Source organism: Methylobacillus gramineus, from assembly GCF_020532675.1.
GTDB lineage: Bacteria > Pseudomonadota > Gammaproteobacteria > Burkholderiales > Methylophilaceae > Methylobacillus > Methylobacillus gramineus.
In genome coordinates, this window is record NZ_JAJAVE010000001.1 from 1,318,513 (window position 1) to 1,341,405 (window position 22,893).

A 22,893-nucleotide genomic window follows, 5' to 3' on the forward strand; every position below is an offset into this window, starting at 1 on the left:
ACCATAGTCTACCTGCGTTCAACTACTCATGCGCATTATCTTGGGCTAATGTTTCACCCGCTTTACATGCCAGATTTTATCTGCATATTCGCCTATGGTTCTATCGCTGGAGAACTTACCGACACGGGCGACATTCAGGATCGCCTTACGGCTCCACTCTTCCTGATCCTGATACAGCTTGCCTACCGCATCCTGGGTTTCGATATAACTGGCATAATCAGCCAGCAACAAGTAGTGATCGCCCTTGGTCAGCAGAGCCTCTCCTATTGCCTGATAACGATCTGGCTCATCAACGCTGAAGAAGCCACCAGTAATCATGTCCAGTGCCTGCTTCAGTTCAGGATTGCCATGATAGTAATCCCAGGGATTGTAATTGTTGCCCTTCACCTCAGCGACTTGTTCTGTCGTCAGGCCAAATATGAATATATTGTCCTCACCCACCTCTTCGCGGATTTCCACATTGGCACCATCCAGTGTGCCTATGGTCAAGGCACCATTCAGCGCCATTTTCATATTGCCGGTACCAGAGGCTTCAGTGCCGGCGGTGGATATCTGTTCGGATAAATCACTACCGGGGAACAGCAGCTCAGCGGCGGATACTTCATAATTGGGATAGAAGACCACCTTGAGCTTGTCACCAATTGCCGGGTCTTCATTGACGATGGCTGCCACATCATTAATCAAGCGGATAATGAGTTTGGCAAACCAGTAGCCTGGGGCTGCCTTGCCGCCAAAAATCACGACGCGTGGGGTGATGCTCTTAGCCTGACCACTACGGATACGGTTATACAGCGTGATGATATGCAGCACATTCAGCAACTGGCGTTTGTATTCATGAATGCGCTTGATCTGTACATCAAAAAGGCTGTCCGCATTCAACTTGACGCCCGTCAACTGCTCAATTCTTTTCGCCAGGCGTTCCTTATTGGCCCGCTTGATCTGGCGGAAGGTTTTGCGGAAATCGGCATCATTGGCCAAGGGTTCCAAACTGCGCAACTTGCTCAGATCATGCTGAAAGTCACTCCCGATCACCTTATCAATCAGGCTGGTTAGGCCTGGATTGCACTGGTTTAACCAGCGACGTGGCGTAATACCATTGGTGATATTGATAAAGCGACCGGGGAATATACGGTCGAAATCTGCAAACAAGGTGGTTCTCAGCAGCTCGCTATGCAGCGCAGCCACCCCATTCACTGTATGACTGCCAATGACCGCCAGATGTGCCATGCGCACACGACGACCCTGAGTTTCATCGATAATCGATACCCGAGTCAGTAAGTCGGTATCCCCTGGGAATTTATGATTCACAAACTGCAGGAATTCATGATTGATGCGGAAGATGATCCCCAGATGGCGCGGTAGCAGCTTGGAGAACATTTCAACAGGCCAGGTCTCCAGCGCCTCGGGCATCAAGGTGTGATTGGTATACGCAAATACTTTGCCGGTAATTTTCCACGCCTGGTTCCAGTTAAGGTGGTGCACATCGACCAACTGATACATCAATTCTGGCACCGCAATAGCAGGGTGAGTATCGTTGAGTTGAATTGCGACTTTATCCGGCAGTGCATTCCAGTCATCATGCTTGGCCAGGAAACGGCGCAAGATATCCTGGATAGAGGCCGATACAAAGAAATACTGCTGCTTCAAGCGTAACTCACGCCCTAGCACTGAGGTGTCATTCGGGTATAGCACCTTGGATATGTTTTCGTAAGCGTTACGCTCTTCTACCGCTTTTTCATAATTACCATCATTAAAATGGGCGAGGTCAAACTCGCGCGCTGCCTTGGCTGACCAGAGGCGCAGTGTATTGACCGTTTCAGTGTCATAACCAGGGATAGGCATATCGTGCGCAATCGCCAGGACACTCTCTGCATCTACCCAGTGGTATTCGGTGCCCTTGCCAGTGGGAAACTCGACCACACGACCATAAAACTTGATGGGATATTGGCTTTCAGGGCGCTGGAACTCCCACAGATTGCCATAACGTAACCAGTTATCCGGGTTTTCCACTTGCTGACCCTGATTAATGGACTGGCGGAACATGCCATATTCATAACGTATGCCATAACCCGTCCCTGGAATATCCATGCTGGCCATTGAGTCCAGGAAGCATGCCGCCAGACGCCCCAGACCACCATTGCCCAGTGCCGCGTCAGTTTCCAGCTCAACCACATCTTCCAGCTTGTGCCCAAGGGCGCTCAAACCATCCTTGACTTCATCATTGATGCCCAGATTAAGTGCAGCATTCTGCAACATGCGCCCGATCAGGAACTCAAGCGAAAGATAGTACACACGTTTAGGGTCCTGCTCGGCATAGGCTTCTGCGGTTTTTACCCAGCGCTCCACCATGTGATCGCGTACCGTATGCCCAGTGGCAATAAACCAGTCCCTTGATGTGGATGCCTCACTGGTTTTGAAAGCGGAAAATATCAGGTGATTTTGTAATGCCTGTGCTATCGGTGTTTGTTCAGTAGTAATCACAGGTGTGGTCGCGGCTCTTGGCTTCTTAGATTCTTTGGTAGATGTCATATGGCGTCTTTCCATGTGAGTTTACAAAAATGCCACCCATATTCTCAGTTCAGCAGCAAACCAATGTTAAATGACAAAGATGAAATTGATACGATGCTCAATGCATTATAAGCCAGCAAAAATCAGGCCACTACTTTGAAAAACCGGGCTAACTCATTACAAGACTACAACAAAGCCTAAAAGTTGAAACTAATCGGGGAAATTGGCATAAAAAAAGGGATAAGTCGCCTTATCCCTTCTTGCTTTAACGCTATGTCGTTTTACTTCGGCGTTGGATCACTCACAAAACCGAGTTTCTGCACCCCAGCATTTTGGGCATAAGCCATCAGCTCAGCCAATACCTGGTAACGGGTTTCCTTGTCTGCACGGATATGCAGTTCAGGTTGTGGCTCTTTGTCAGCAACCTGATGCAGCTTGACATTGATTTCTTCAAGCGTCACGGCCTGGTCATTCCAGTACATGGTGCCTGCTGTATCAATGGCCACATCAATAATCTCCGGTTTTTCCGGGGATGGCTGGCTGGTTGCCTGCGGCAAATCAATCTTGACCGCATGAGTCAGCAATGGCGCTGTAATGATAAAGATCACCAGCAGTACCAACATCACGTCAACTAAAGGCGTGGTGTTGATTTCAGACATAGGCCTTGAATGGCCTTCACCCCCACCAATTCCACCGCCCGTGATCATGCTGAAACCTCTTTCAGTTTAGTCGCCACCCTGATCTTGGCAGCGCTAGGCGACGTATTGCCTGCATTCAGCGGAGCACCTGTAGTCAGCAGGATATGCAAGTCATTCGCAAACCCTTCCACTTCACCAAGAATCACGCGGTTACGACGTACCAAGGCGTTATAGGCAAGTACAGCAGGAATCGCCACTGCCAGACCGAGAGCGGTCATGATCAACGCCTCACCCACCGGGCCAGCGACCTTATCCAGCGTAGCCTGGCCACTCTGACTGATACTGGCCAGTGCGTGATAAATACCCCACACAGTACCGAACAAGCCGACGAATGGAGCCACACTGCCCACAGAGGCCAGCATGGTCAGACCATAATCCATCTGCTCGCTTTCCTTGGCAATCTGGCGACGCATCGCACGGGCAATAAACTCGTCCTTGTTACAGGCTTCTTCCACGTTATTGGCAACATGCGCCTGATGGTGATCAGCTGCCTCAACCGCATGGTTAGCCACACGTGACACCGGGGTTTCACCGCTGTTGTGACGCAAGGCAGCATCCAGTGATGCAGCCTGCCAGAAATGGTTGTTATATTCGCGACTTGCACTGCGAATGGTCAATGCCTGGTAAAACTTCACCACCATCAGGTACCAGCTGGCCACTGACATGAACACCAGAATGACAGCTACCAGCACGGAAACCGGGCCGCCGGCCAGGATAAAGTCCAAGCTATTAAATTCGTATGCGCTTTCCATATTGCATTGATCCTATATTTAAAATATGTCTACTTGGTTGAACTGCTTAATCAGAAATTGTGAATCTTACCGGTGCAATGACCGATACCTTCATCGGCTTATTGTTACGCTTGTAAGAATTGAACCTGGATTTTTTGGCGGCCTCGACTGCCGCTTTATCCAGCCGCTCTGAACCACTACTGGTCTCAATCTGGATAGACTCAGGTACTCCAGCCTCAGAAATCAGCATGCGTAACATCACGACACCCTGCTCACCCAGTCTTCTCGACATGGCGGGATACACTGGCAGCTCCTGGTGTGAGTAAGACACGCCTGAAATTGATACCTCAGGAATAGGCTCATCCTTGGGTTCAGATTTCTTGACTGGCTCAACCTTCTCAGCAACGACCGGGGTATCCTTGACTGGCGCTTGTGACTGCGCTTGCTTTTCAACTGGCGCAGGCTCACTGACTTCCTTGGTCACTTCCTGTGTTGGCTCCACCGGCTTAGGCGCCTCAATTGGCACAGGCTTATCAACCACTTTTGGTTTAGGCTTGGGTTTTGGCGTGGGCTCAGGAGGTTTGGGCACAGGTTGAGGCTCAGTAATTGCCACCTCGGGGATAGGCTCGGGGCTTTGCACCAGGCTGACCATCATGGGGGGGGCAGCTTCCTCATGATGGGGTTCTCTGGTCGAGATCACGATCAAGGAAGTAAATACAGCCACGTGGACAAGGATGGTGAATACCAGCGCCTTAACCGAAAATTGACTTTCATCCTCTTGGCGCAAAGCTCGCTTTGGTACCAAGGTACGAGTTGGAAAATGACTCAATTGCCCCTCAACATATTGTTCTTTTGACAGGCGTGCGAATTGTGCATCAATGGACATTTTTGACGCTTGTAGTGAATTGACTCTGAGATTTTGCGGCGCTATAAACAGCAAGTCGGGCAACCGCCTCCTGCATCATTTCTGCCAGCGAATTGAACGCATGGGCTTCAAGTCTCAGGCTAAGTGCACCGACTTCAACTTCCGCCACATTGCATTCTTCACAGTACAACACTTTGCATCCATCACTTCCAGCAAGCACTACACGCCTACAATTATTCACTGTCTTCATCGTTATCTGCCGCTCTTAAGTCATGTGCATCCTGGATGCAACTGATATTGGCGCATGGGGATAGAGACATCCCTGATTGCGTTAAGCGAAAAATGATAACCATTCTCATGTATTCAGTCAAGAATAACAATCATTCTAGCAGCTAATCCTAGGCAATTCTAACAAAAAGAAAAAGGCCGCAATCGCGGCCTTTTCTGACTGGAGATTCCGTAGAGGAATCCAAGTAATTGATTACAGACGGTTGGCGTAGTACTCAACAACCTGTTGCACATCAATCGGGAATGGTACATCTTCAGCCGCTGGCAAGTGAGCCAACTTGGCTTGCTGAGGTTGATCAGCCCATGACAACCACTCAGGACGAATCAAAGGCATATTCGCCAATGTTTCAACCACGATAGGCAACTTGGTGCTGCTGGCCTTCAGGGAAATCTCATCACCCACGCGCAGGCGGATAGACGGGATGTTCACGGACTTGCCATTCAGCAGAACGTGACGGTGTGAAACCAGCTGACGGGCTGCAGCGATAGTCGGTGCGAAACCCGCACGGAATACCACGTTATCAAGACGGCGTTCCAGCAATTGCAGCAGTGTTTCACCAGTAGGAGACTTGCCCTTACGTGCATCAACCACCAGGCGACGCAGTTGCTTTTCGGACAGGCCGTAGTTGAAACGCAGCTTTTGCTTTTCTTGCAGCTTCAGACCAAAATCGGACTTCTTACGACGAGTAGCCTTGGCACCGTGCTGACCTGGAGGGGTAGGACGGGATTCAATGCTCTTGCGTGACAAGCCAGGCAGATCAATACCAAGTGCGCGCATTACTTTAAGACGTGGGCCGGTAAATCTAGACATACTTTAAAACTCCTTTAATTGGTTTGATCAGGCTGACCTGATAAATTTTCCTGCACCCTGTATTGACTCAGTCAATGGCTACACCATGACCATCAGGATGGATAGCTTGACGCTATCACCATGCAATTTGCATGGCATACCTGCACACTACTCAGACTCCGCAGCTGGCTAAAAACGCTAGCCGCAATACGAAGCCGCGGATTATACAATAAAAAACCTGGATTCACCAAGCGCTGGTGAATCCAGGTTTTATTGCCCATCACAGCCCTATGAAATGCTTACTGCGTGAGCAAGGCATTCACTCTGCGGACAAACGCAGCCGGATCTTGCAACTGTCCGCCTTCGGCCAATAATGCCTGGTCAAATAACAGGTGTGCCCAGTCAGAAAACTGGCCATCGTCCTTCACATTCGTCAAACGCTGCAAAATGGCATGCTGTGGATTGATTTCCAGCACAGGCTTGCTTTCCGACGTTTTCTGCCCGGCGGCCTTGAGCAGGCGTTCAAGATTACCAGAAAGATCATGCGCACCTGCCACCAGGCAAGCGGGAGAGTCGGTCAGACGGTGTGTGACACGCACTTCCTTGACGCTATCACCCAAGGTTGCCTGAATTTTTTCCACCAGCGACTTATATTCATCTTCGGTTTTCTTTTGCTGCTCTTTTTCTGCTTCGTCCTCCAGCTTGCCCAGGTCCAAATCTCCCTTGGCTACAGATTGCAGCTTCTTGCCTTCAAACTCGGTCAGGCTACCCAGCAACCATTCGTCCACCCGATCAGACAGCAGCAACACTTCAATGCCCTTCTTGCGGAAAATTTCCAGATGAGGGCTGTGCTGTGCGGCGGCGAAGCTATCCGCAGTAATATAGTAGATAACCTCCTGCCCGTCCTTCATGCGACTGATGTAATCCTTGAAAGACACCACTTGCGCATCGGTATCAGCATGAGTACTGGCAAAGCGCAGCAGACCGGCAATTTTTTCGCGGTTGGCAAAATCCTCACCCGGGCCTTCTTTCAATACACGGCCAAATTCTGCCCAGAACTTGGCATATTCCTCCGCTTGATTTTCAGCGATATCTTCTAGCAGGCCCAATATCTTCTTGACCGAACCTGCCTTGATTGCATCGATATCCTTGGAGTGCTGCAGAATTTCGCGCGAGACATTGAGTGGCAGGTTGGCACTGTCGATCACGCCACGCACAAACCGCAGGTATTGCGGCATCAACTGTTCGGCATCATCCATGATGAAGACACGCTTCACATAGAGCTTGATACCATGTTGACGCTCACGCTCATATAGGTCAAAAGGCGCCTTGGCAGGGATGTACAGCAGGGAGATATATTCCTGACGCCCTTCCACGCGGTTATGGCTCCAGACCAACGGGTTCTCAAAGTCATGGGAAACATGCTTGTAGAACTCCTGATACTCTTCCTCTGAAATCTCACTCTTGGAACGTGCCCATAAGGCAGAAGCCTTGTTCACGGTTTCATCTTCGTCGGTAGGCACCTGCTCGCCATCCTGCCAGTCGGACTTCTTCATGACGATAGGCAGGGTAATATGGTCGGAATACTTGCGAATGATCGACTTCAGCTTCCAGTCACTGAGGAATTCATCCTCGCCTTCACGCAAGTGCAGCACGATCTCAGTGCCACGCTTGGCATGGTCTACAGTTTCCAGGGTGTAATCACCTTCGCCTGCAGACTCCCAGCGTACCGCCTCAGCACTACCGGCACGGCGGGTTGTCAGGGTCACTTTATCGGCAATGATAAATGCAGAGTAAAAACCGACGCCAAACTGGCCTATCAGGTTCGCATCCCTGGCCTGGTCTCCCGTCAAGGACTGGAAAAACTCCTTGGTACCGGATTTGGCGATCGTCCCGATATTGCTGATCACTTCTTCACGACTCATGCCTATACCGTTATCGGTAATGGTGACAGTACGCGCATCCTTGTCAAAACTCACACGTATCTTCAGTTCGCTGTCATTGTCGTACAGCCCGTTATTGGCCAGTGCTTCAAACCGTAATTTGTCAGAAGCATCACTGGCATTGGAAATCAGCTCACGTAGTACAATTTCCTTGTTGCTGTAGAGCGAATGAATCATCAGCTGCAATAGCTGCTTAACCTCGGCCTGAAAGCCTAGCGTTTCTTTCTGTAGCGTCTCTGTGGACATTGTAAAAACTCCCATGTACGGATTGGAACAATGTTGCGCATATTGGGATGCACGTTATCGATTTCAAGCGTCAATTCCATCCAGGCATGGCATCACCTAAGTAATGCCATGTAAAATAACTAAAAAAAACAGTAAAACGTATTGGTGACAAGCAATACATTTGGAAGTTATTGAGGGGATTCAGGCCAATGGAGCCCTCATCAGGGAGTATTGAGAACAATGAAGTACATCGCTTTTAGCAGTGGCATGGTCTTGCTTTTTGCCACTTACAACATCGCACATGCAGAAGACACCCCAGCATCTCCATCCAAGGCAAAGACCATAGAAGAACCCCGTCTATTGGACATTACCACTGTAACCGCCAGACGCCGCCTTGAAAAAGAACAGGATGTGCCTGCCACTGTTTCAGTGATCAGGGGTGAAGAACTGGAATCCACGAGGACTTACCAGATACAGGATCTGCCGCAACTACTGCCCGGCCTAACCGCCCAGTTTCTGCAACCACGACAGTCCAGTATTGCCATCCGTGGTATCGGTAATAACCCAGCCAATGAAGGACTAGAAGGTAGCGCGGGCATTTACCTGGATAACGTCTATCTAGGCAGGCCAGGGCTGGCAGTATTTGACCTGTTGGATATAGCACAAGTCGATCTTCTCCGTGGACCCCAAGGCACATTATTCGGCAAGAACACCACCGCCGGTGTACTCAACATCACCAGCCGTAAACCTGTGTTCAGGTCAGAAAATGCGGTGGAAGCCAGTTTCGGCTCGCGCGACTACGAACAATACAAGGTCATGATTAACCAGCCGCTCAACGATCAAGCTGCAGTGCGGATATCCGCCTATAAAACCCATGATGACGGTTGGGTAAAAAATACCTACAACAATCAGAATCTGAATGAAATCAACCGGACGGGAGTGCGCGGACAACTCTTGTTGCAGCCTAGCGAAAGCTTCAACCTGCGCCTGATTGCAGAACACAATGAAGAAGACTCCAGCACTGGCACACTGGTGCCTTATAGTTATGGTCCTTGGACACCCAACTCTTTCAGTGCAGTCGGCTTCCCACCTTTCATACTCCCCAATCCTGGCGCCAATCTCCCTGCAGGCAGGCCTGGATCCAATAGCACCAATGGTCTGACTCATGCCAATAACTTAGGTGCAGGCAATCGCAACTACGACCCCAAGGATTACAAAGTCACCGTAGATGGCAGGCAGCGTACCCGCACAAGCCAGGATGCCTTATCCGCGGAAGCCAACTGGGATTTCAACGGATACAAACTGACTTCAATTACGGCTTGGCGCGATTGGAACTTCAAGCCTGACAATGATTTGGACCGGACCGACCTCAATGGCGTGCGCGGCGGGTCTGATGTCAAGCACACGCAATACTCACAGGAAGTACGCTTGGCATCCCCTTTGGGCAAACGGATTGATTATGTGGTGGGTGCATACTATTACTATCAGGACATAGAAAACCACGAGCAATATGTCACCGGCCCCAGTGCCTTTGCACTCACTACCATCTATCCCAACAACTCGGCCTTTTCGGGCCTCGGTTATGCAAAGACCAATAGCTATGCCCTGTTTGGTCAAGGCACTTGGCACATCACGGAAAAACTGGACTTGACCGCTGGCCTGCGCGCCACTCTGGAGAAGAAGGAAGCCCGGGTGGTGCAAAACCGGATCACACCGATACCAGTATTCCTCTCACCATTGCTCGATAATTACGATACTGGCATACAGCACCAGAAAGATGAAAGCCTGTCCGCCCTGCTCACAGGCAGTTACTGGTTCAATGATCGAATACTGGGCTATGCGAGCCTCGCATCAAGCGAGAAATCCGGTGGTTACAATATCAACGGCGTGGCTTCACCCGGGGCAGTATTAGGTACAGATGCCTTGAATATAGACCCGGAAAAAGCCAACAACCTGGAGTTGGGAATCAAGTCCAGTTGGCTGGATCAGCGGCTGATCGCGAATGCCAATCTGTTCCTGACCAAGGTGACTGACTATCAAGCCAGCACAGGTGCCTCGATCAATGGCACCTATACCGGCCTACTCACCAATGTTGGCGACCTCACCAGCAAAGGCATGGAGTTCGATCTGCGTGCACTGGTGAATCAACACTTAAGCCTGGGCCTCAATGGCGCCTATACCGATGCCACGTTTGATCGGGGCACAGCCCCTACTCCGGCAGAAGAGTTTGACGGCTCAGGCGGAACCGCCAACAGCGGTTATGGCAAAGGCACCCGTAGCATTGCTGGCAACCGGGTCAACGGGGCCTCCCGCTGGGCGTTTAGCAGCAATGCAAATGTGCGCTGGAATGTCGCAGACAATCTGGAACATTATGGCACCGTGCAATATAGCTGGCGTTCTGAAAACTATGGTGACGTGAATAACTCTGAATATTCCAAAATCGCCGGATATGGTCTGCTTAACCTCAGCACCGGCCTGCGCATGACCAGTGGCAAACATCGCTGGGACTTTTCTCTCTGGGCCAGGAATGTCCTGGATAAACGTTACTTCCTTGGAGTGACCAATGCAGGCAGCAACCTATATGTGGGGTCAGCGGGACAACCTCGCACCATAGGGGCCAGTCTGCGCTACGATTTCTGATGATTCAGCCAGCCGTGGCTGGCTTGAGGAAATGTCCATACATAAACAGATTAACGGCTGACCTTACGAGCCTGGCTCTTCCTTCATCATCAGGGATCACGCTTTCATCGCGCAACAGAAAATAATGCCCGGAGACACAGAGCTGGACAAACTGGATGGTGGCAGCACGGACATCGGTAAAACTCACCAAGCCTCTGTCCATTAACTGCAATAAATAGTGCTCCACCGGTATCCGGCCCTCATTCAATGCCTGATCAATCATTGCAGACAAGCCTTCGATACGGTGCACCTCAGCAATCAGGATACGACTCAATTTTATATTATTGGATTTAAACCATTGGTCTGAAATAAACAGCCCAATATCAAACAATGCCTCTGCAGGAGGCTTCTTGGTGTTAGTTGCCTCCACCAGTGCAGACACATAGATATCCATATACTTGCGGATCACGGCAATAAACAAACTGTTCTTGGTTTCAAAATGACGATAGATCGTCAGCTTGGACACCCCGGCAGCCTTGGCGATGCCCTCTATGCTGGCCCCTTGAAAGCCTTTATCAAGAAAAGTCTGTGCTGCAATTTCCAGCATATGTTGCCCCAACAGTTCAGAGGCTTCTTTTGTTGGTCTGCCGCCCGCAGCTTTCACACTCATTGACTTATCCACTACATTCAACCCTATCGTCACATGCCCGGCATTATGCCTGTATCTACGCTCACGCCACTTATACAAAAAAGGAATATTAATATTTTAAATAAATATTTTATATTCTATTAGTTATGCATTACATTAGCCTTCATTAAGTGAACGGTACCGTTCACTTAAATATAAACCAGACTTTATAAAACACCTAATCGCATTGATTACCCATCTTGCGATGCTTGCATCAGGCATACCCATGGCAACCAGCAAAAGACAAATAAAATTAGGCGCTTTCCTGCAAGGTGTAGGTCATCACCTGGCTGCATGGCGCCATCCAGACGTAAACCCGGCAGATGCCACCAGCCTCGCTCACCTGAAAAACTTGGCGCAGATTGCAGAACGTGGGAAATTCGATGCCATCTTTTTTGCTGATACGCTAGGCTTGCCGCAGATAGACAAAAGGCTGCTGGCCAAAGGTGCCATCCCCTATTTCTGGGAGCCACTCACTGTCTTGGCTGCGATTGCCGGTAGCACAGATAAAATCGGCCTGATCAGCACGGTTTCCACGTCTTATCTACAGCCTTATCATCTCGCCAGATTATTTGCATCGCTAGACCATATCAGTGCGGGACGCGCTGGTTGGAACCTGGTCACATCCGGCACTGATTTCGAAGCAAACAACTTCAACCTGAACACTCAAATTCCGCATACCGAGCGCTATCAGCGCGCACGTGAGTATGTCGATGTGGTCAAGGGCTTATGGGATAGCTGGGATGACCATCCTTACCTATTTGATCAGGAGTCAGGCAATTTCTTTGATCCTGAAAAACTCCATTTTCTCAATCATCAAGGAACCTACTTCTCCGTTACCGGCCCACTGCAATCGGCAAGACCGGTACAAGGCTATCCAGTCATCGTGCAAGCTGGCTCATCCGAGGATGGACAAGCATTGGCAGCGGCCACAGCGGAAATTGTCTTCACCGCCCAGCAATCATTAGCAGGTGCGCAAGCTTTTTACAAAGGGTTAAAAGATCGCCTAGCCGCAGAAGGACGCCATCCTGACAGCCTGAAAGTCATGCCTGGTGTCATGCCCATTATTGGCAATACTGAACAAGAAGCGCAGGATAAATATGAGCAATTACAAGCATTGATAGACCCCGCCGTGGGCATTGCGTTGCTATCTGCCTTCCTGGGCAATATAGATTTAAGCAAGCATTCAATTGATGGTCCAGTACCAGACTTTCCCGATACTGAGGGATGGCAAAGCCGCCAGCAACTATTGGTAAACCTGGCGCGCACTGAAAATCTCACCATACGTCAGCTCTACCAGAAAGTAGCGGGGGCACGCGGCCACCGCATCATCACCGGCACGGCAAGCAGTATTGCCGATCAACTGGAAATCTGGTTCACCCAGGGGGCTGCCGATGGTTTTAATATATTGCCCGCCACCTTCCCACAAGGGCTTACGGACTTTGTTGAACAGGTCATCCCTGAGCTACAAAGACGTGGACTTTTCCGCACTGAATACACAGGCAACACCTTGCGTGACCACCTGGAACTAAATCGCCCACGGAGCCAATATCAATGAGCAACAGCACTGCAGCACCGGTTCATATCCCCGCCTCCAGTACCACGAATGATGGCTACCTGTTTGGCAAACAAGGCACAGTGGGTATTTTTCTTCTCCTATGCCTGCTGATGGTATTCGACTTTGCTGATCGACTCATCATTGCCGGGCTTCTGCCTTACATCAAAGCCGAATGGAGTTTGAGCGATGCACAATCTGGTCTGCTCAGTTCAGTCCTGACCTTGGGCATGGTGTTATTCGCCTTTCCTGTATCAATTGCGATTGATCGCTGGAGCCGTATCAAGACCGCCAGCCTGATGGGCGTGTTCTGGGGACTGGCATCTGCCAGCGGTGCCTTTGCCCAGAATTTTGGTCAGCTGGTTACCAGCCGTGCACTGGTCGGTGCAGGAGAAGCGGCTTACGCGCCGGCTTCTTATGCCTGGATTAGCGCAGCATTTCCCAGGCGACGCCTGCAATTGGCGCTGGGCGTATTTTCTGCCAGCCAGCCGATAGGCATGGCATTGGGGATCGCGTTAGGAGGGTTTATTGCTGCGCATTATGGTTGGCGCCATGCATTGGGCCTGCTGGCGATTCCCGGCATTCTGGTCGCGATCGCCCTCTATCGCTGCCGCGATTACCGAAACATACAACCTGATACTCCAGTCTCGGACCAGTCGCGAGCCAGCAGTCATTGGCAGGTTATCCGTCATAACTGGTCACGCATAATCCGCACCCCATCCCTGTTACTGGCTTACCTGAGTGGCGGCATGGCAACCTTGCAATGGGTGCCTATCGTCTTTTTCCTGCCCACCTATCTCAACCGTATCCATGGCATCCCCTTGCAACAGGCTTCACTGATGACCAGTGGCCTACTATTAGTAGGCGTCGTTGCCATCCCGCTCGGTGGCTGGATCATGGACACACTGACGCGTCGCCATCCTAACGCCAAGATTTACTTCTCTACCCTGGCCTTTGCACTCTCGGCTACGCTGTATGGCATTGCCTTCGGGGCCACACTGGACTACCAGACCCAATACCTACTGATTATTACTGCGAGCTTTGCCGCTGCCATCAGTGGCTCTGGCCCGCTCAGCATGACACAGGAACTTGCACATCCTTCTGGCCGCGCACTGTCCGGGACCACTGCAGTCATGACCTTGCACCTACTGGGCTCAGTCCCAGGACCATTCCTGGCCGGCCTGCTGTCTGATCATTATGGCCTGGGACAAGCCCTCTTTATCCTGCCAGTCGTCAGTGGCACCCTAGCCGTGATATTACTGTTCCTTTCCCTGCGTTATTACCAGGACGATCTGAGCAAGATTGGTGACTACAAAGTAGAAGCGGGTTAGACATGCAAAAAGAACAAGTAGAGCGATGTATGAAAAACCGCAGAGCATTACAAGAGAACACAAGATTATTTTAGGGGAATGAAACTATGAAATTGAGTAAACCATTTGTCATCAGCAGTATTGCACTGGCAATTCATGCCGCTTACAGCCCAGCCCATGCCGAAGAGCCAGTGAGCAACAATGTGACCCAAAGCGCAGAGGTCAGTGATCAAAATACGCTGGGGAGCATCACCGTGACTGCCAGACGCCGTACTGAAAAAGAACAGGATGTCCCGGCACCGATCAGCGTAATCAAAGGTGAGCAACTGGAAGCCACCAAGATTTACCAGGTGCAGGACTTGCAACAACTACTGCCCAACTTTACTGCCCAGTTCATCCATGCTCGCCAATCCAGCGTGGCAGTCCGTGGCATAGGCAACAATACCGCTAACGAAGGTCTGGAAGGCAGCGTCGGCATTTACCTCGACAACGTTTACCTAGGTAGACCAGGCCAGGCCGTGTTCGACCTGCTGGACATCGAGCAGATCGACCTCTTGCGCGGCCCACAAGGCACCTTGTTCGGCAAGAACACGACTGCAGGTGTGCTTAACATCACTTCGCGCGCACCGGTATTCAAGGAAGAACGGTCGATTGAGGCATCAGGTGGTGAGCGCGGCTATCGTCAGCTCAAAGCCAACATTAATCAACCGCTAAATGACACGGTCGCAGTACGTATTTCCGCCTACGATACGCATGATGATGGCTGGGTCAAAAACACCTACAACGGAAAAAACCTTAACGAAATCAACCGAAAAGGTGCACGTGGACAGGTGCTGATCAAGCCAAGCGATACTTTTAGCCTAAGATTGATTGCCGAACATAATGAAGAAGATTCCAGTACAGGCACCATTATTCCCTATAGCTTTGCGCCTTGGCGGCCAACTGGTGTTACCTATGCACAGGTTGGCGCAAACCTTGGTGCGATCAATAGTGGCCGCAGCCCTTATGACTACAAAGTAGATTTCAACGACAGACAGAAATCGAAGGTCAACCAAGATGCTCTTTCGGCCGAAGCAAACTGGGATATTAATGGTTATAAATTAACCTCGATTACCGCTTGGCGTGACTGGAAATTCAGCCCTGAAAATGACTTGGACTTTACAAGATTATCAGGTATTACCGGTGGCTTCAAAGTTAAGGAAAACCAATACTCTCAAGAGGTGCGTTTGGCATCTCCGCTAGGGGAGGTTTATGACTATGTTGTAGGCGCTTATTATTATCAGCAACATATTACAAGTGATAATTCTTATGTAACAGGTCCCAATACAAGCGCCCTGACTCAAAGTCCTGACAACTCATCCCTATTTGGTCAAGGCAACGCAAAAACCAATAGCTATGCGGTCTTTGGGCAATCCACTTGGCATGTGACTGAAGCTTTTGATCTGACAGGTGGATTACGTTACACCCTGGAAAAAAAGGAAGGCAGGGTGGACCAGGAACATGCAACTATTCCTGGCCTTCCTATTCAATTCACTCCTGCCTTGTTCAGGAACTATGATAGTGGAACCATGCGTCGTACCGATGAGAGCATCGCTGGGTTGCTTACCGCAAGCTACCACTTTAACAATGATATTCTGGGGTTTGTTACCTACTCAACTGGTCAAAAATCTGGCGGATATAACGTGAATGGCATACTCAGCCCAGGTGCATTGCTAGGTGCCCAAGCTTTGGAAATTGATCCTGAAAAAGCCAAGAATCTGGAATTTGGCCTTAAAACATCATGGTTAGATAATCGACTAAATATCAATACCAATCTGTTCGTTACCAAAATTTCGGATTACCAGGCGATTACCAATACCACTGATGGCATTGGTAACTTTGTTCCCTTCCTGACCAATGTCGGCGACTTGACTAGTAAAGGTGTAGAGCTAGATGTCAGAGCGCAAGCCACAGACCACTTAACGCTAACCTTTAATGCAGCCTACACAGATGCGACCTTTGATAAAGGTACTGCACCTACACCATTTGAAGAGTTTGATGGCATAGGTTACGGACGTGGATATCGCAGCATTTCCGGAAACCGCGTTAATGGCGCTCCAAGATGGACCACAAATGCTGGTTTATTCCATAAGTGGAATATCAACGGCAATATAGAACATTACACCTCTGCCAACTATAGCTTGCGCTCTGAGACCTATGCAGATATTAACAACTCAAGTTTCTCCAAGATTCCTGGTTATGGTGTATTTAACTTAACGACTGGATTCAAGATTCCTCATGGAAAAAATCAGTGGGACTTATCAATCTGGGCCAAAAACCTGTTCGATAAACACTACTTCCTTGGTTTGGTCAGCAGTTCCAACTTTAATACGTATGCTGGCTCGGCAGCCCAACCACGCACCATAGGGGCCAGCCTGCGTTACGACTTCTAAATCAATCAATACCGTGGTTACAAGGGGAACAGCCACCAAGCCAGCACTGGCAGGTGGCTGATTTTTTTAGATTTACCCATTTATCAGCAAGTCGCTTTTTGAATCACTATATTCAAGTTACACTATGCCCTTCATGACTGTAGGGGAGATTGCGATGGCCACTATCACGATCAGCAAACTGGATGAGCAGCATTTTGAAGTCGCTATCCAGGCACATTCACCTACAACTCACTGTGTAACCGTCACGCCAGACTACGCAGCCAAACTCACTCAAGGCAAATTCAGTACGGAAGAGCTGGTCAATCGTTCCTTTGATTTCCTGCTGGCCCGGGAGTCAAACACCAGTATTCTGCGTAGTTTTGATCTGGCCCTGATTTCGCGATACTTCCCCGAATATGAAGGTACGATCAATCACTCGTAACAGAAATTGATTCGTCAACGAGCTGCTGAAGTCAGCAGCTTGAGTACCACTGCAGCGGCAGCCATGCCAGATGGAGCAGTGACTGCCACTGAAGATCCATACCCCGCGCAATTCAACCCTGTCACGCCGCTATCATCACTCACCTCACAGCTCGCATCCGGCAACTGGACAGGCTCATCGGAATAAATGCATTGAATACCAAACTTGGCAGGTTTTTTCTGGGATTGTGACGCTTTAGGAAAACCATGGTCTCGCCGCAAATTATTACGCACCTTGGCCAACAAGCGATCCCCATGCACTTCTACAAGATCAGCAATACGGATGCGCGTGGGATCAAAACGTCCGCCTGCCCCACCGGCCATGACCAACGGTACTTTATGCTGACGACACCAGGCCGCCATCGCCACTTTGGCTCTGGCATCATCAATGGCATCCAGCACAACGTCATACCCGCGATTGAGCATGAGATCGACATTATCCACCGTCACAAACTCTTCAATTTCCTGCACCTGTGCCAATGGATTGATCAGGCGTATCCGCTCTGCCATGGCAGTAACCTTGGCCTTACCAAACTCGCCCTCCACCGCATGCAATTGCCGGTTCACGTTGGACTCGGCAATATTGTCGAGATCTATCAGGGTCAACCGCCCAATGGCATTGCGTGCAAGCGCCTCCACCGCCCAGGAGCCAACTCCGCCGACACCGACCACACAGACATGGGCAGCCTGGAAGCGCTGTAAGCCCTGCTCACCATATAAGCGACGCACACCGCCAAAACGACGCATCACATCAATATCCATGGATTCACTCATCATCAGGCTGCCGGCATTGAATGGCGCGAATTTCCCGCTCATATTGATCAAGGCGCGTAATTGAGCAATGGTTCTGCTCCACCACTTGTCCGATTTCGGCAAGATGTTCCAGGTATTTTTGCATGGTATCGCAGTACAGAGCATTGCCATCCACATCGGCTTGCACATGGCTTTCCAATGCCTGTAGCTCTTTCAGAATATGGCCGCATTCATCTTCCTGAAACGGATTACGCGCCACGCGTTTGGCCGGGCTGCAGATGGTTTTTGCCAACTGGCTTGCCGTAGCAGACTTACTGAAGGCTGCTGCAGGTTGGGGCTTCTCAAACAGCACCTCTGTTTTTCCCTTATTCACCCGCTCGGCTTTCAGCAAGGTGAATCGCTCGCTCGCACAGTCCAGAGACAAGGTGCTGATCGTCTGCTCCTGCTTGTTAAACGGTTTGACTCGGGTATTGACCGTCAATATCTGCGTAATGCTATCTTGCTTGAGTGATGCACGGTCAAACGCCACTTCTCCAGTATTGCTGTTACCAACCACCTCCCATTGCGGAGAATTGCTGACTGGTGTTACCACGACTGGGGTATTGGCGGCATCCATCTTGCAATAGGCTTGTTGCAATTGATCAGGTAAGGATTGCGGGGAAATTTTTTCAGGCTGGCGTGCCTGGTTAAACTTGAACGTCTGCTGACCATCTTGGAGACGATAGCCATTCAGATAATGAAAAATATGCTGGGTACAGTCTATCCCCATTGTTGTCACCCAGCTGCTGCCATCAGCCTGCTCTACATTGGTCAGTACACTAAAAGTGCGCTTTTTTGCGTCCCACTGGATAGTGCCATGATCAACATAATGCTTGCCCACCTGGCTTGCGCCCAGTAATTCCCAGTGTTCTGCGTGTGCACTGAAAGACATTAGCAAACCCAATAAAACAAGCAGGCAACGCATAGCTAAACTTTTTCCAACACCACGAAGGCGGCTGCCAAGGCTTTTTCATCACTGATGGAAAGGTGCTGCGCCACAATGCCATGCGCATTCAGCAACGTTTGCAGTTCATTAGCCAGCACCAAGATAGGCTTGCCCAGTTCATCATGGCTGATGCCAATATTCTCGAAGGTCGCTGGTCCACGTATACCAGTACCCAAGGCTTTGGCAAATGCCTCTTTGGCGGCAAAACGCTTGGCCAGAAAACGTGCCTTGACCCTGGACTGTTCGTATTCGTGCCACTCAGACGCATTCAGGATGCGCTGCGCAAAAGCATCCCCAAATTTGGTCAATGACTCTTCTATGCGCACGACTTCAACAATGTCGGTTCCTATGCCATAAATCATCAAAACAACCTAGGCAGCGGCCCGGATCATGAGCGACTTCATTTCACGGACTGCGTATTCCCATCCCACAAACAAGGCATGGGCCACAATAGCGTGACCAATATTCAGCTCTTCTATGCCAGGGATCTGTGCAATATCATGCACATTATGGATATTGAGGCCATGCCCGGCATTCACGATTAATCCAAGGGCTAGACCATAATCCACCGCCAATTGAATGCGCTGCAGCTCGGTCGCTTTATCTTCCAGATTGTCGGCATCAGCAAACGCGCCTGTGTGAATCTCAATGACAGGAGCACCCGCTGCCTTGGCTGCCTCTACTTGTGCCAGATCTGGGCCTATAAACAGGGACACACGGATACCGGCTTCAGCCAGGGTCTTGCATACCCCTTTAATCGTGCCCAGGTTACCTGCGACATCCAGTCCACCTTCGGTGGTACGCTCTTCCCGTTTCTCCGGAACCAGACAGACATCCTGTGGCTTCACTTTCAAGGCAATCGCCACCATTTCATCCGTCACTGCCATTTCAAGGTTCATCTTGGTTTGCAGTAAGGGGCGCAGGGCATACACATCCTCATCCTGGATATGGCGCCTGTCTTCGCGCAAATGAATCGTGATGCTGTCTGCGCCAGCTTCTTCTGCGCGCAAGGCAGCCTGAACGATACTGGGATATTGGGTACCACGGGCCTGGCGCAGCGTAGCCACATGGTCGATATTAACGCCTAGTTTGATCATAATGCCTGCAAATCCATGAGTAATTGTCGCGTATGCAAGGGCTTGTCGCCCAGATAGTGTGCCAGTAACAAGCGCATCAGCTGCTTGCTCTGCTGCTGGGTCTGTGCGTCGGTGTAATCATCCTGTGCCATATCCAGCAAGGTCTTGCCAGATAATTGTACGCCATTTGCCGCACCAGTATATGCATCGGCAGCCACCGCACCATGCTCGGCAATATAATGATAAAGCTGATCATGCAGAGTCGGCTGACCATGCTCATCCATCATTAATGGCACGGCATAGCCCATTTCCTGCAGCATTTTCAGCTCAAAGCGGCGCAAAGTGGTAGCAGCCGCCACCTCATTACGTGCAAGGATACGCAAGGTTTGATGGTAGTAATCGAACAAGGCATCATGCGCATCCTCCCGCGGCAAGAGACGCAAGAGCAGTTCATTCAGGTAAAAACCACACATGAGCGCTTCGCCTTGCAACAGCAGCAAGCCCGACCCCCACTCCATGCTATGCAGGTTTTTTAGCTCGGCCTTGCCTGACCATGTTGCCTGTAAGGGCTGGAATGCCTGCAACATTCCACGCATCGCAGAACGTGGACGTCGGGCTCCTTTGGCAACAGCCGCAACACGCCCAAATTCACGACTGAACAACTCCACCACCAGGCTGGTTTCCTTGAAAGGATAGGTATGCAGCACATATACCGGCTGGTTGTCCTGGCGATTGATGGAAACGGCCATGATGAATGGTTATGCGTAGGGTAAATGATGCAATGTCAAAAGACTGAAACAGCAACAAACATTGGAGGGCGATAAGGGGTTGATGCAAGGAGTTGGCAGCCAGCCACAGGTCGCGCATTTAACAGGACAAGACACGACAAGGTTGTGTCAGGTGTTGTTATCTCCCCCAGCCGCCTGATGCCAAGGGCAAAGACAAGACGGAGGGCTGCAGACAGTACATCTAGTACGGCAAGGCCCGACAACGCCGTATTTGCCCTTGGCATCAGGCGGCCCCCTTAGTAGCCCAGGCTTTTGAGCGCCCGCTCATCGTCCGCCCACCCACCCTTGACCTTTACCCAGGTTTCGAGCCAGACCTTGCCTCCGAACAGTTTTTCCATATCCTGCCTGGCTTCGGTGGAAATACGCTTGAGCTTTTCACCACCCTTGCCTATCAGCATGGGCTTCTGGCTATCCTTATCCACGATAATCGCCGCATGAATCCGGCGCAGGTTACCTTCTTGTTCGAATTTCTCAATTTCAACCGCCACCGAATATGGCACTTCATCCCCGAGCAGGCGGAAGATTTTCTCGCGTAGCATCTCAGCGGCAAGGAAACGCTCATTGCGATCTGTTAGTTCATCTTTTCCATAGATGGCAGCTTGTTCTGGCAAGTGCTCACGCACAGCAGCCAGCAAATCATCCAGATGAAGATTCTTCTTGGCACTCACAGGAATAATGCCAGTAAAAGGAAATTCCAGATCAAAATCCTGGATCAACGGTAACAGATTACCCTTGTCTCCCATCAAGTCGGCTTTATTCACCACCAGGAATACGGGCTGATCTTTGGGTAGCAGCTCCAGCACCTTGCGGTCAGCATCACCCAGATGCATGGGCTCAATCACAAATAACACCACGTCAACCTCATTGAGCACTTTAGTCACGGTGCGATTCAGGGTGCGATTCAGTGCATTAATATGTTTTTGCTGGAAACCAGGCGTATCGACAAACAGAAACTGCGTATCCTCTGTGGTATGAATTCCCAGCAGGCGATGACGTGTTGTCTGCGCTTTACGCGAAGTGATACTGAGCTTCAGCCCGAGAATATGATTCAGCAATGTGGATTTACCGACATTGGGTCGACCAACGATGGCCACGGTACCGCAACGGAATGCTGGAGATGAAGTCATTTTTTACCTTTTTCGAGCAATTGCTCATAAGCCGCTTGGGCCGCTAACTGCTCGGCCGCGCGACGACTGGAGCCCTTGCCCTCACTCGTGATCTGAAATTTTGGAATGTGACAACTGACGCGGAAAGTCTGGCAATGTGCCTCACCCTCTGTGGCCAATACCTCATACTCCGGCAGGTCAATCTTGCGCCCCTGCAAATATTCCTGCAATAAGGACTTGGCATCCTTGCCGATGGCTTGCGGATCAATCTTTTCTAGTAGTGGCTGGAACAGGCGTATCACCACGGCTTCAGCCGCTGGGTAGCCTCCGTCAAGAAAGATGGCGCCAATAATGGCTTCCAGCGCATCCGCCAAGACTGAGGGACGACGCCATCCCCCACTCTTCAACTCACCTTCACCCAGCTTGAGAAAATCACCCACACTCAGGCTGATCGCGATTTCACTGAGTGTCTGCTCTTTCACCAATTGCGCACGCAGGCGGCTCAAATCTCCTTCTGGCAATTTGGGAAAGCGCTGATACAACTGATGGGCAACGAGGAAATTCAGTACACCATCGCCGAGAAACTCCAGGCGCTCATTGTTCACACTGGCATAACTACGATGCGTAAGCGCGCGGGTTAATAATTCTTTATCCTTGAAATCATGCGCGAGCTGGCGCACTAAACTGCTTTGACTCATACCTGCCTAGCGTGCATTGTCGGTAGAAGTCTCGAAATCCAGCAAGGCACTGACATTGGAGAACAAGGGCACGACCACCTGATATTCCACGGACAGGGCTGTCTTGCCATTTTCATCACGCAGGAACACCAAATCCTTGCTGTCCACACTACGAATATCATCAATGGTAGCGCTCTTCTGGAAAGAAGAAATCATGTCTGATTTGGTCATGGAAGAAAATGCAGGATCACGCGCAATCTTGGTAATGGCTTTCTTGACAGAAAAATACTCAATATAGGATGGCGCCAGTTTCATGGCGACCACCACCACAAACACCCCAACAGCAATGCTGGCTACCAGGCCTAGAAATGTCATACCACGTTGTGTTTTCATGATA

At 50.3% G+C, this 22,893-nt stretch carries 21 protein-coding genes; 5 read left to right on the plus strand and 16 right to left on the minus strand.

The genetic code is table 11. The features are described from left to right. Positions 1 to 45 precede the first annotated feature (45 nt). The 7 genes from LG201_RS06120 to htpG all read right to left on the minus strand — a co-directional run bounded on the left by LG201_RS06120 (position 46) and on the right by htpG (position 8,069). Entirely contained in the window at positions 46 to 2,529 is a 2,484-nt protein-coding gene (locus LG201_RS06120) for a glycogen/starch/alpha-glucan phosphorylase (RefSeq protein ID WP_226771273.1), read from the minus strand. A 260-nt stretch (positions 2,530 to 2,789) separates the two neighbouring features. Beyond that, positions 2,790 to 3,215 (minus strand): ExbD/TolR family protein, encoded by a 426-nt coding sequence (locus LG201_RS06125; RefSeq protein ID WP_226771274.1) that lies wholly within the window; start codon positions 3,213 to 3,215, stop codon positions 2,790 to 2,792. Next, a complete protein-coding gene (locus LG201_RS06130; RefSeq protein WP_226771275.1) occupies positions 3,212 to 3,958 on the minus strand; it encodes a MotA/TolQ/ExbB proton channel family protein in 747 nt (248 codons plus the stop codon). The genes LG201_RS06125 and LG201_RS06130 overlap by 4 nt, the downstream gene beginning before the upstream one ends. A gap of 46 nt (positions 3,959 to 4,004) precedes the next feature. After that, positions 4,005 to 4,823, minus strand: a complete 819-nt coding sequence (locus LG201_RS06135) for an energy transducer TonB (RefSeq protein ID WP_226771276.1) — start codon at positions 4,821 to 4,823, stop codon at positions 4,005 to 4,007. Further along, positions 4,813 to 5,052: a hypothetical protein gene (locus tag LG201_RS06140; protein ID WP_226771277.1), complete on the minus strand. Its 240-nt coding sequence runs from the start codon at positions 5,050 to 5,052 to the stop codon at positions 4,813 to 4,815. Before LG201_RS06140 ends, LG201_RS06135 begins: the two co-directional genes overlap by 11 nt. A 231-nt stretch (positions 5,053 to 5,283) precedes the next feature. Beyond that, the gene (gene rpsD, locus LG201_RS06145; protein WP_226771278.1) at positions 5,284 to 5,901 is read right to left on the minus strand and encodes a 30S ribosomal protein S4; all 618 of its coding nucleotides are present in this window, start codon (positions 5,899 to 5,901) and stop codon (positions 5,284 to 5,286) included. A 278-nt stretch (positions 5,902 to 6,179) separates the two neighbouring features. Then, on the minus strand, positions 6,180 to 8,069 hold the full coding sequence (gene htpG / locus LG201_RS06150; RefSeq protein WP_226771279.1) for a molecular chaperone HtpG: 1,890 nt from the start codon (positions 8,067 to 8,069) through the stop codon (positions 6,180 to 6,182). 219 nt (positions 8,070 to 8,288) lie between these two features. On the opposite strand from htpG, the gene LG201_RS06155 reads away from it, so the two are divergent. After that, complete coding sequence (locus tag LG201_RS06155) at positions 8,289 to 10,688, plus strand: TonB-dependent receptor (protein WP_226771280.1); 2,400 nt, start codon at positions 8,289 to 8,291, stop codon at positions 10,686 to 10,688. Positions 10,689 to 10,692: 4 nt separating this feature from the next. Here LG201_RS06155 and LG201_RS06160 read toward each other — a convergent pair whose 3' ends face one another. Continuing rightward, positions 10,693 to 11,337, minus strand: coding sequence for a TetR/AcrR family transcriptional regulator (locus LG201_RS06160; protein ID WP_226771281.1), 645 nt, complete (start codon positions 11,335 to 11,337; stop codon positions 10,693 to 10,695). Between the two features lie 244 nt (positions 11,338 to 11,581). Between LG201_RS06160 and LG201_RS06165 the strand changes: the two genes are divergently transcribed. From LG201_RS06165 to LG201_RS06180, 4 genes are all read left to right on the plus strand, one after another. After that, the gene (locus LG201_RS06165) at positions 11,582 to 12,913 is read left to right on the plus strand and encodes an LLM class flavin-dependent oxidoreductase (protein ID WP_226771282.1); all 1,332 of its coding nucleotides are present in this window, start codon (positions 11,582 to 11,584) and stop codon (positions 12,911 to 12,913) included. Further along, on the plus strand, positions 12,910 to 14,241 hold the full coding sequence (locus tag LG201_RS06170; RefSeq protein ID WP_226771283.1) for an MFS transporter: 1,332 nt from the start codon (positions 12,910 to 12,912) through the stop codon (positions 14,239 to 14,241). The genes LG201_RS06165 and LG201_RS06170 overlap by 4 nt, the downstream gene beginning before the upstream one ends. 86 nt (positions 14,242 to 14,327) lie before the next feature. Beyond that, on the plus strand, positions 14,328 to 16,652 hold the full coding sequence (locus LG201_RS06175) for a TonB-dependent receptor (protein WP_226771284.1): 2,325 nt from the start codon (positions 14,328 to 14,330) through the stop codon (positions 16,650 to 16,652). Between the two features lie 154 nt (positions 16,653 to 16,806). Next, on the plus strand, positions 16,807 to 17,073 hold the full coding sequence (locus LG201_RS06180) for a hypothetical protein (RefSeq protein WP_226771285.1): 267 nt from the start codon (positions 16,807 to 16,809) through the stop codon (positions 17,071 to 17,073). Between the two features lie 14 nt (positions 17,074 to 17,087). Here the strand turns inward: LG201_RS06180 and LG201_RS06185 are convergent, their stop codons facing one another. The 8 genes from LG201_RS06185 to LG201_RS06220 form a co-directional block, all read right to left on the minus strand. Next, positions 17,088 to 17,885: a tRNA threonylcarbamoyladenosine dehydratase gene (locus tag LG201_RS06185; RefSeq protein ID WP_404809724.1), complete on the minus strand. Its 798-nt coding sequence runs from the start codon at positions 17,883 to 17,885 to the stop codon at positions 17,088 to 17,090. Continuing rightward, on the minus strand, positions 17,878 to 18,795 hold the full coding sequence (locus LG201_RS06190; RefSeq protein WP_226771287.1) for a surface-adhesin E family protein: 918 nt from the start codon (positions 18,793 to 18,795) through the stop codon (positions 17,878 to 17,880). The genes LG201_RS06185 and LG201_RS06190 overlap by 8 nt, the downstream gene beginning before the upstream one ends. 35 nt (positions 18,796 to 18,830) lie before the next feature. Continuing rightward, positions 18,831 to 19,211 (minus strand): holo-ACP synthase, encoded by a 381-nt coding sequence (gene acpS / locus LG201_RS06195; RefSeq protein WP_226771288.1) that lies wholly within the window; start codon positions 19,209 to 19,211, stop codon positions 18,831 to 18,833. Positions 19,212 to 19,220: 9 nt separating this feature from the next. Continuing rightward, a complete protein-coding gene (gene pdxJ / locus LG201_RS06200; RefSeq protein ID WP_226771289.1) occupies positions 19,221 to 19,946 on the minus strand; it encodes a pyridoxine 5'-phosphate synthase in 726 nt (241 codons plus the stop codon). Then, positions 19,943 to 20,674 (minus strand): DNA repair protein RecO, encoded by a 732-nt coding sequence (recO, locus tag LG201_RS06205; protein WP_226771290.1) that lies wholly within the window; start codon positions 20,672 to 20,674, stop codon positions 19,943 to 19,945. Before recO ends, pdxJ begins: the two co-directional genes overlap by 4 nt. A 275-nt stretch (positions 20,675 to 20,949) precedes the next feature. Further along, positions 20,950 to 21,840, minus strand: coding sequence for a GTPase Era (gene era, locus LG201_RS06210; RefSeq protein ID WP_226771291.1), 891 nt, complete (start codon positions 21,838 to 21,840; stop codon positions 20,950 to 20,952). Then, on the minus strand, positions 21,837 to 22,517 hold the full coding sequence (gene rnc / locus LG201_RS06215; protein ID WP_226771292.1) for a ribonuclease III: 681 nt from the start codon (positions 22,515 to 22,517) through the stop codon (positions 21,837 to 21,839). Before rnc ends, era begins: the two co-directional genes overlap by 4 nt. A 6-nt stretch (positions 22,518 to 22,523) precedes the next feature. Then, positions 22,524 to 22,889 (minus strand): DUF4845 domain-containing protein, encoded by a 366-nt coding sequence (locus tag LG201_RS06220; RefSeq protein WP_226771293.1) that lies wholly within the window; start codon positions 22,887 to 22,889, stop codon positions 22,524 to 22,526. Positions 22,890 to 22,893 lie beyond the last annotated feature (4 nt).

Excerpts from the sequence above, each read along its gene's own strand:
- LG201_RS06120 (WP_226771273.1), bottom strand. The coding sequence starts at position 2,529 with ATGACATCTACCAAAGAATCTAAGAAGCCAAGAGCCGCGACCACACCT.
- LG201_RS06125 (WP_226771274.1), bottom strand. The coding sequence starts at position 3,215 with ATGATCACGGGCGGTGGAATTGGTGGGGGTGAAGGCCATTCAAGGCCT.
- LG201_RS06130 (WP_226771275.1), bottom strand. The coding sequence starts at position 3,958 with ATGGAAAGCGCATACGAATTTAATAGCTTGGACTTTATCCTGGCCGGC.
- LG201_RS06135 (WP_226771276.1), bottom strand. The coding sequence starts at position 4,823 with ATGTCCATTGATGCACAATTCGCACGCCTGTCAAAAGAACAATATGTT.
- LG201_RS06140 (WP_226771277.1), bottom strand. The coding sequence starts at position 5,052 with ATGAAGACAGTGAATAATTGTAGGCGTGTAGTGCTTGCTGGAAGTGAT.
- rpsD (WP_226771278.1), bottom strand. The coding sequence starts at position 5,901 with ATGTCTAGATTTACCGGCCCACGTCTTAAAGTAATGCGCGCACTTGGT.
- htpG (WP_226771279.1), bottom strand. The coding sequence starts at position 8,069 with ATGTCCACAGAGACGCTACAGAAAGAAACGCTAGGCTTTCAGGCCGAG.
- LG201_RS06155 (WP_226771280.1), top strand. The coding sequence starts at position 8,289 with ATGAAGTACATCGCTTTTAGCAGTGGCATGGTCTTGCTTTTTGCCACT.
- LG201_RS06160 (WP_226771281.1), bottom strand. The coding sequence starts at position 11,337 with ATGAGTGTGAAAGCTGCGGGCGGCAGACCAACAAAAGAAGCCTCTGAA.
- LG201_RS06165 (WP_226771282.1), top strand. The coding sequence starts at position 11,582 with ATGGCAACCAGCAAAAGACAAATAAAATTAGGCGCTTTCCTGCAAGGT.
- LG201_RS06170 (WP_226771283.1), top strand. The coding sequence starts at position 12,910 with ATGAGCAACAGCACTGCAGCACCGGTTCATATCCCCGCCTCCAGTACC.
- LG201_RS06175 (WP_226771284.1), top strand. The coding sequence starts at position 14,328 with ATGAAATTGAGTAAACCATTTGTCATCAGCAGTATTGCACTGGCAATT.
- LG201_RS06180 (WP_226771285.1), top strand. The coding sequence starts at position 16,807 with ATGGCCACTATCACGATCAGCAAACTGGATGAGCAGCATTTTGAAGTC.
- LG201_RS06185 (WP_404809724.1), bottom strand. The coding sequence starts at position 17,885 with ATGAGTGAATCCATGGATATTGATGTGATGCGTCGTTTTGGCGGTGTG.
- LG201_RS06190 (WP_226771287.1), bottom strand. The coding sequence starts at position 18,795 with ATGTCTTTCAGTGCACACGCAGAACACTGGGAATTACTGGGCGCAAGC.
- acpS (WP_226771288.1), bottom strand. The coding sequence starts at position 19,211 with ATGATTTATGGCATAGGAACCGACATTGTTGAAGTCGTGCGCATAGAA.
- pdxJ (WP_226771289.1), bottom strand. The coding sequence starts at position 19,946 with ATGATCAAACTAGGCGTTAATATCGACCATGTGGCTACGCTGCGCCAG.
- recO (WP_226771290.1), bottom strand. The coding sequence starts at position 20,674 with ATGGCCGTTTCCATCAATCGCCAGGACAACCAGCCGGTATATGTGCTG.
- era (WP_226771291.1), bottom strand. The coding sequence starts at position 21,840 with ATGACTTCATCTCCAGCATTCCGTTGCGGTACCGTGGCCATCGTTGGT.
- rnc (WP_226771292.1), bottom strand. The coding sequence starts at position 22,517 with ATGAGTCAAAGCAGTTTAGTGCGCCAGCTCGCGCATGATTTCAAGGAT.
- LG201_RS06220 (WP_226771293.1), bottom strand. The coding sequence starts at position 22,889 with ATGAAAACACAACGTGGTATGACATTTCTAGGCCTGGTAGCCAGCATT.